Source organism: Anaerorhabdus sp. (assembly GCF_036657415.1).
Classification (GTDB): Bacteria; Bacillota_I; Bacilli_A; order Erysipelotrichales; family Erysipelotrichaceae; genus Anaerorhabdus.
Window position 1 is genome coordinate 1 of the sequence record NZ_JAVXGL010000098.1, and the last position, 6,667, is coordinate 6,667.

Annotated in this window: 7 protein-coding genes and 1 pseudogene; 7 read left to right on the forward strand and 1 reads right to left on the reverse strand. The window is 32.5% G+C overall.

The window, feature by feature from the left end:
- Window positions 1-350 (forward strand): annotated as a pseudogene (locus RSB60_RS10350) (guanylate kinase); the annotation flags it as partial.
- A 1-nt stretch (window position 351) separates the two neighbouring features.
- On the forward strand, window positions 352-1,074 hold the full coding sequence (locus tag RSB60_RS10355) for an SIS domain-containing protein (RefSeq protein ID WP_332491315.1): 723 nt from the start codon (window positions 352-354) through the stop codon (window positions 1,072-1,074).
- 363 nt (window positions 1,075-1,437) lie between these two features.
- Here RSB60_RS10355 and rpsD read toward each other — a convergent pair whose 3' ends face one another.
- Entirely contained in the window at window positions 1,438-2,040 is a 603-nt protein-coding gene (rpsD, locus tag RSB60_RS10360; protein ID WP_332616174.1) for a 30S ribosomal protein S4, read from the reverse strand.
- Window positions 2,041-2,339: 299 nt separating this feature from the next.
- On the opposite strand from rpsD, the gene RSB60_RS10365 reads away from it, so the two are divergent.
- From RSB60_RS10365 to RSB60_RS10380, 5 genes are read left to right on the forward strand one after another with little or no spacing between them, the layout of a single operon-like run.
- On the forward strand, window positions 2,340-4,070 hold the full coding sequence (locus tag RSB60_RS10365; RefSeq protein ID WP_323380359.1) for a septation ring formation regulator EzrA: 1,731 nt from the start codon (window positions 2,340-2,342) through the stop codon (window positions 4,068-4,070).
- The gene (locus RSB60_RS10370) at window positions 4,051-5,196 is read left to right on the forward strand and encodes a cysteine desulfurase family protein (RefSeq protein ID WP_323380360.1); all 1,146 of its coding nucleotides are present in this window, start codon (window positions 4,051-4,053) and stop codon (window positions 5,194-5,196) included. Before RSB60_RS10365 ends, RSB60_RS10370 begins: the two co-directional genes overlap by 20 nt.
- Window positions 5,183-5,650 (forward strand): THUMP domain-containing protein, encoded by a 468-nt coding sequence (locus RSB60_RS11475; protein WP_442879668.1) that lies wholly within the window; start codon window positions 5,183-5,185, stop codon window positions 5,648-5,650. Before RSB60_RS10370 ends, RSB60_RS11475 begins: the two co-directional genes overlap by 14 nt.
- 49 nt (window positions 5,651-5,699) lie before the next feature.
- Window positions 5,700-6,353 (forward strand): tRNA sulfurtransferase, encoded by a 654-nt coding sequence (locus RSB60_RS11480; RefSeq protein ID WP_442879669.1) that lies wholly within the window; start codon window positions 5,700-5,702, stop codon window positions 6,351-6,353.
- Window positions 6,353-6,592 carry a hypothetical protein gene (locus RSB60_RS10380; protein ID WP_323380362.1) on the forward strand — a complete coding sequence of 80 codons (240 nt, stop codon included), beginning with the start codon at window positions 6,353-6,355 and terminating at the stop codon, window positions 6,590-6,592. Before RSB60_RS11480 ends, RSB60_RS10380 begins: the two co-directional genes overlap by 1 nt.
- The last annotated feature ends 75 nt before the right edge of the window (window positions 6,593-6,667 follow it).

The window sequence follows — 6,667 nt, forward strand, 5'->3', positions numbered from 1 at the left end:
AGTATGCAGAATTTGTTGGTAATTATTATGGTACACCATTAAAAAATGTAAATCGTTTACGTGATGAAGGTAAAAATGTATTACTAGAAATTGAAGTTCAAGGATGTACACAAGTTCGTGAAAAATGTCCAGATGCATTAACTATTTTCCTTGTACCACCAAGTATCGAAGAACTTGAAAAAAGAATTCGTGGTCGCAATACTGAACCAGAAGAAATTGTACAACAACGTCTTGCGAAAGCGAATCGTGAATTAGATATGGTTGGACAATATAAATATGTAGTATGTAATGAAGATCCAATTCTTGCGGCTGAGATTATTTCAGTTATTGTGAAAAGGCACATGGACTAAGATGACTCATTTTGAATATATTAATCAAGTTCAAGACTTGATTTCAAAAATCGAAGAAAGTCAAAAAGATAATATTATAAAAGTAGGACAACTTCTTGCGGATAATATCAAAAATGATCATATTATTCATGTATTTGGAACAGGCCATAGTATGTTGTCTGCTCAAGAAATTTTTGGGCGAGCAGGTGGTTTAGGAAACGTAAATGCAATTCTAGATCCAGAGGTAACTGAGATATTTGGTGCTCAACGTGCAAGCAAGGTTGAAAGACTTAGTGGGTTAGCGGATATTATATATGAAAATTATGATATTAAGCCAGAAGACTTAATGATTATTATCAGTAATTCAGGAAGAAATAGTGTTCCAGTAGAAATGGCTTTGCGTGCTAAAAAAGAAGGACTTACTGTAATTGCAGTGACAAATATTGAACAATCATCGAATCAAACAAGTCGTCATCCAAGTGGTAAAAAATTATATGAGATTGCAGATATAAATTTAGATAATTGTATACCAACAGGAGATGGTGTTATCACTTATGGTGATGTTCTCACGGGTCCAGTTTCAACAATTTCAAATTGTATTTTACTTCATACAAGTATTTGTGAGGCTTTAGCGATTCTTCATGCGGAAGGATTTAAACTTCCAGTACTTCAATCACAAAACGTTGATGGTGCAAATAATGATGCAATTTACGCTAAATATAAAGGTCGAGTAAAACATTATTAAATAAACCTTGAAAAAGGTTTATTTTTTTATCTTATAGGAAAGTTCTACACGATGAATAGAACGATAGAGAGATGAAGAAACTTAGGATAGTGAAAGGCTAGAAGAAATAACTTGAAATATATTCAAGTTTGACTGTTTCTATGGTATCCTAGTATCAAATCTTGGAGGTACTCATTATGAAAACAATTTCCTGCCCCAATCGTCTTTATCTAAGTGAATTAGAATCACAAGTGATTAAAGAGGGTATCCATACGAGAAAGGAGTTTGGGGATCTTATAAAGGTTCTTTAAATGATTTGTGCTACAAATCAATTTTCTTGTGTGTAATGGAATAAAAAAAACTCGCTTTTGCGAGTTTTTAGATTTATCTATTGTAGTATTCAACAACTAGAAGTTCGTTAACTTCAGTATTTAATTCGTTACGTTCAGGTAAACGAACATAAGTACCTTGTCTTTTTTCTTTGTCAATTGTTACGAAAGTAACTGGGTTAAGTGTAGCTTCAAGTGCATCAGCAATGCTTGCCATGTTTCTGCTAGCTTCTTTAACTTCGATTTTTGATCCAGGTTTAACGATGAAACTTGGAATATCTACTTTCTTACCATCAACTAGGATATGTCCGTGGTTAACTAATTGTCTAGCTCCACGACGAGTTCTAGCAAAGCACATACGATAAACAACGTTATCTAAACGAGATTCAAGTAAGAATAAGAAGTTGTGACCAGTAACACCAGTCATCTTAGTTGCTTTCTTGAAAGTGTTGAAGAATTGACGTTCATTTACACCGTACATGTGTCTAATTCTTTGTTTTTCTCTTAACTGAGTACCATAGTTACTTAGTTTGATTCTTTTTGTTGGTCCATGTTGACCTGGAGCATAAGCTCTCTTTTTTAATTCTTCACCAGTTTCTAAGATTGAGAATCCAAGACGACGAGACGTCTTCCAAACTGGTCCATTAATTCTTGCCATTAAATTTCCTCCTTGTGTTTATGGCTAAACAACAACAGGTACAAATCATCAATAGTAGTGTGTTTGTATTAGAATCTTTCGCTAATTGCAGCTAGTTACTTGATTCACAGCAGATGCTGATACAAACGCGGAGTACTAGACTCTGTATGCTGCCATCATTTGACGCTAGATAACTATATCAAAACTTAATCTTAAAGTCAAATAAATCCTTATGAAATCGACGAATTTCGCAAGTAAGTACTTAAATTGTTAAAAGAACTGTGGTAGAATGGATAAAGAAAGATTCTGGGGGTATTTGAATGGAACAAATTCTAAACATCTTGTCAAATAAATTTGTGTTAATTGGTCTTGCGGCCGCTATTATATTATTAATTTTATGGTTTATGATTAGAAAGATGCGCTCAAGCAAGCTTAAAAAGCAATTGGGTGAGTTTGAAGTACGCTATAATTCGATTAAAAGTGTACCTTTACCATATAAATTAAATAAGGCAGTTGCAATTGCTCGTGTCAATCAAGAAGTTATGCAAAGTGTAACAAATTGTAAGGATGATTTTGACTTAGTACAATCTAATCTTAAACAAATTGCACAATTACTAGCAGATACAGAAGATTATTTACTAATGGGTAAATATAAGCCAGTAAAAGATGGTCTAATGGATTTAGACAGTATGTTAGTACTTGGTGAAAAACAAGTAAGTGAAATGGATGCATTTCTTGATACAATTCTCGAAAAGGAAACTGCTCAACGTGCTGAAGTAACATCTTTTAAAGATAAATTTAGAGAACTAAAAGCATATGCTTTAGAAAATAGTGCTTCTTTAGCTTTTAGTTGGAATAAGATTGAAGCAGATATTTCAAGCACAGAAAAAATGTTCTCAGCTTTTGAAGAGTGGATGTATGCATCAGAATTTGAAAAAGCAAGTGCAAAACTTGAAGAAATCAAAACAAGCATTGCAGCATTAGAATGTTTGATTAATGATTTGCCTGAATTATTACAAGAAGCTCGTGGTGTACTTCCTAATTTAGTAGATGAAGTTGCACGCAATAATGCATTGCTTCAAAAGAAGGGTGTTTCTCTTGAACATCTTGAAGTGGAAAAGAACTTGATTTTAATTACTGATGCACTTAAAAATGATTTAGACAGTTTACAAAATGGTGATTGTTTAGGTATAGGTGAACATTTATTAAATTATAAAACACGCCTACTTCAATTGAATGATCAAATTAGTAAAGAAGGATCAGCTTATGACGAAGTAACGAATATCGCAACTGATGTCGATTCAATTGCAACAAGTGCTTTGGAAACATTAGCATTTATTCGTGAAGCATACGAAAAAATGTCTACACGTTTTGGACTTAATGACTTAAAAGCAAAAATTGATGAAGAAGATGAAAAGTTAAAAGACTTGATTGAAAAGAAAGATGCGGTATTAGCTGTTATGGGCGATTCGGATTCATCTTCAGTTGAGAACTTGTACAAATTAAAAGAATTAAATCAAGATTTGATGGCATGTAACCAAGATTTAACAGCTATTAAAGATGTTATGGATAATGCACATAGTGATGAAGAACGTGCAAAGAAACAATTATTGAAACTTCAATTAATTATGAATGAAATGCAAGTTAAAATTCGCAAAAATCGCTTACCTGCAATATCAGATACATATGATGAAGATTTGGCAAAAGCATTCAATTATATACATAGTATTGAAAAACTTATTGAAGAAACACCACTTAACGTTCAATTATTAAATGCGACATTAAAAGATGCGATTGATTTTGTTTATAAACTATACAACAATGTGAATAATGTTGTTGGTATGGCAGTAATGGTTGAAAATACAATTGTGTTTGGAAACAAGTATCGTTCAACATATCCAGATATTGACTCTGAACTTACTCGTGCAGAACTATGTTTCAGAAATGGTGAATATACTCAAGCACTCACAGTTGCGATTGCGACAATTGAAAAGATTCATCCAGGTAGCTACGAAACACTTATCAAGGAGAATGCGAAGAGTGCAGGCTAAGTATTTTTTCGATAATGCTAGCACTACATCATTGCATGATGAAGTTTATAAAACATATTGTGAGTTGCTAAAAACAAAATTTTACAATAGTGATGCTTTGTATGATGCATCCATCGAAATACAACAAATGATAGAAAAAAGTCGTCTTGCTATTGCAGACACTTTTTCTGTTTCGCCAGATGAAGTTATTTTTACAAGCGGTGCAAGTGAATCTAATAATTTGGCAATTAAGGGAATAGCTTTTAAGAATCAAGATAAGAAACATATCATTACAACAAAGATTGAACATTCCAGTGTTTATCATACATGTGAGCAATTAGAAGAATTATTTGGCTATGAGATAACATACTTAGATGTCGATGAACATGGAATCATTGCTATTGATGATTTAAAGGCTGCATTACGACAAGATACAGTTCTTGTATCAATTATGATGGTCAATAATGAAGTGGGTTCAATTCAACCCATTGATGCTATTAAAGAAATTGTCAAAAAAAATTCGCATGCATATTTACATGTTGATGCAGTACAAGCCTTGGGTAAATTACCAATTGATTGTAAAGATATCGATTGTATAAGTTTTTCAGCACATAAAATTCATGGTTTAAAGGGAAGTGGAATTCTTATAAAAAAGAAGCATGTTCCCATTGCTCCGTTAATATCAGCAGGGCAACAAGAGTTTGGGTTAAGAGGTGGAACAAGTAACGCTATTGTTAATATTTTGTTCGCAAAAACTTTAAGATTAGCTCTTGAAGCACAAAAGAAGTATAATGGATACTTAACCGAGTTACGTCACTACATGATTGAAGAATTAGAAAAAATAGAAGGCATCGAAATCAATAGTCCCAGAGAAGGAGTTTGCCATATTGTAAACTTTTCTTATCGACCTATTCCAAGTGAAGTGATGATGAATGCATTAAATGCAAAAGGTGTTTGTGTATCTGCACAAAGTACATGTGCAAGTAAGTCAGGGCAACCATCAAGAGTTTTAAAAGCAATGAAATTTGACAATGAGCGAGCAAATAGTTGTATCCGTGTTAGTTTCGATGAGCACAATACAAAAGAAGAAATCGATCAGGTTATTATAATATTAAAGGAGATATGTAAACGTTATGGTACAATATGATACAATTTTAATTCGCTATGGTGAATTATCTACAAAGGGTAAAAATAAAAAAGATTTTATTAGACGCTTATCTAAAAATATAAGTCATGTATTAGAAGATAAACCCAACTTAGAATACATAAATACCTATGACCGTATTTATATACGTTTACATGGGGAAGATCCATATTCATGTATTGAACGTATTCAAAAAGTATTTGGAATTAGTTCATTTTCAATTACCCAAAAAGTACCTAATACGATTGAAGCAATGGAAGAAACTTGTTTAGCTATTGCGAAAGAAAATGAAAAAGGTACATTTAAAGTAGTTGCCCATCGTAGTGATAAAACATTTGAAATGAAAAGTGATCAAATCAATCGAGCGATTGCAACAGTTATCTTAAAGAATACTGAACATAAAGTAGATGTACATAACCCGGACTTTAAAATTCATGTAGAAGTTAGACAAGAGTAAGATTATTCCTGGTGCGGGTGGTTATCCAGTTGGAATTAACGGTAAAGCGATGTTACTATTATCTGGTGGAATTGATTCACCAGTTGCAGCATATTACGTAATGAAAAGAGGGGTTGAAGTAGAAGCTATTCACTTCTCATCACCACCTTATACTTCAACAAGTGCTCAAGAAAAAGTATTAGAATTAGCACGCCTAGTAAGTCAATACCAAGGAAAAATGAAAGTTCATGTAGTTCCTTTTACTGATCTTCAACTTGCAATTTATAAAAACTGTAATGAGTCATACGCAATTACAATCATGAGACGTATGATGGTAAGAATTGCAGAAAGAGTTGCAAAAAGAAATCGTTGCTTAGCACTTGCAACGGGGGAAAGTTTAGGACAAGTTGCTTCACAAACACTTGAAAGCATGGGTGTAATTAATGAAGTAATTAAATTGCCAATACTTAGACCAGTAGTAACTTTTGATAAACTTGATATAATAGAAGTATCAAAGAAAATAGGTACTTATGAAACATCAATACTACCTTTTGAAGATTGTTGTACAATCTTTACGCCAAAGAATCCAGTTACAAAACCTTTATCTCATCGTGCTGAAGAATATGAAAGCAAATTTGATTTTGAAACTTTAATCAATGAGTGCATTGAAAATACTAAATGTATTGTTGTTAAACCTATTAAAGAAAAGGAGAATTATCTATAATGGCGAGTAGTGTTAAGAAGAATTCTTTTCCAGAGTTTCAAGAATTATTATCAATTGTAGAACATCGTGATGAATTAAGATTTACAGTTGCAGCTCATGAATTATTTGAGGCAGTACAAAATTCAGCGATGAAACCAGAGAAGAAACTAGTTGTCTATGATTTGATTTCTAAATTAGGTAATTGTCGCGAAAATGAAAGAATAAAGTATTTAAAGAAAATAGGTGGAAAATTAAAATAAGAGCAAATGTGCTCTTTTTTATATATTTCTTTGGAAAACCACATGCTATGCATGTGAGAGGTAAAAACTTATAGG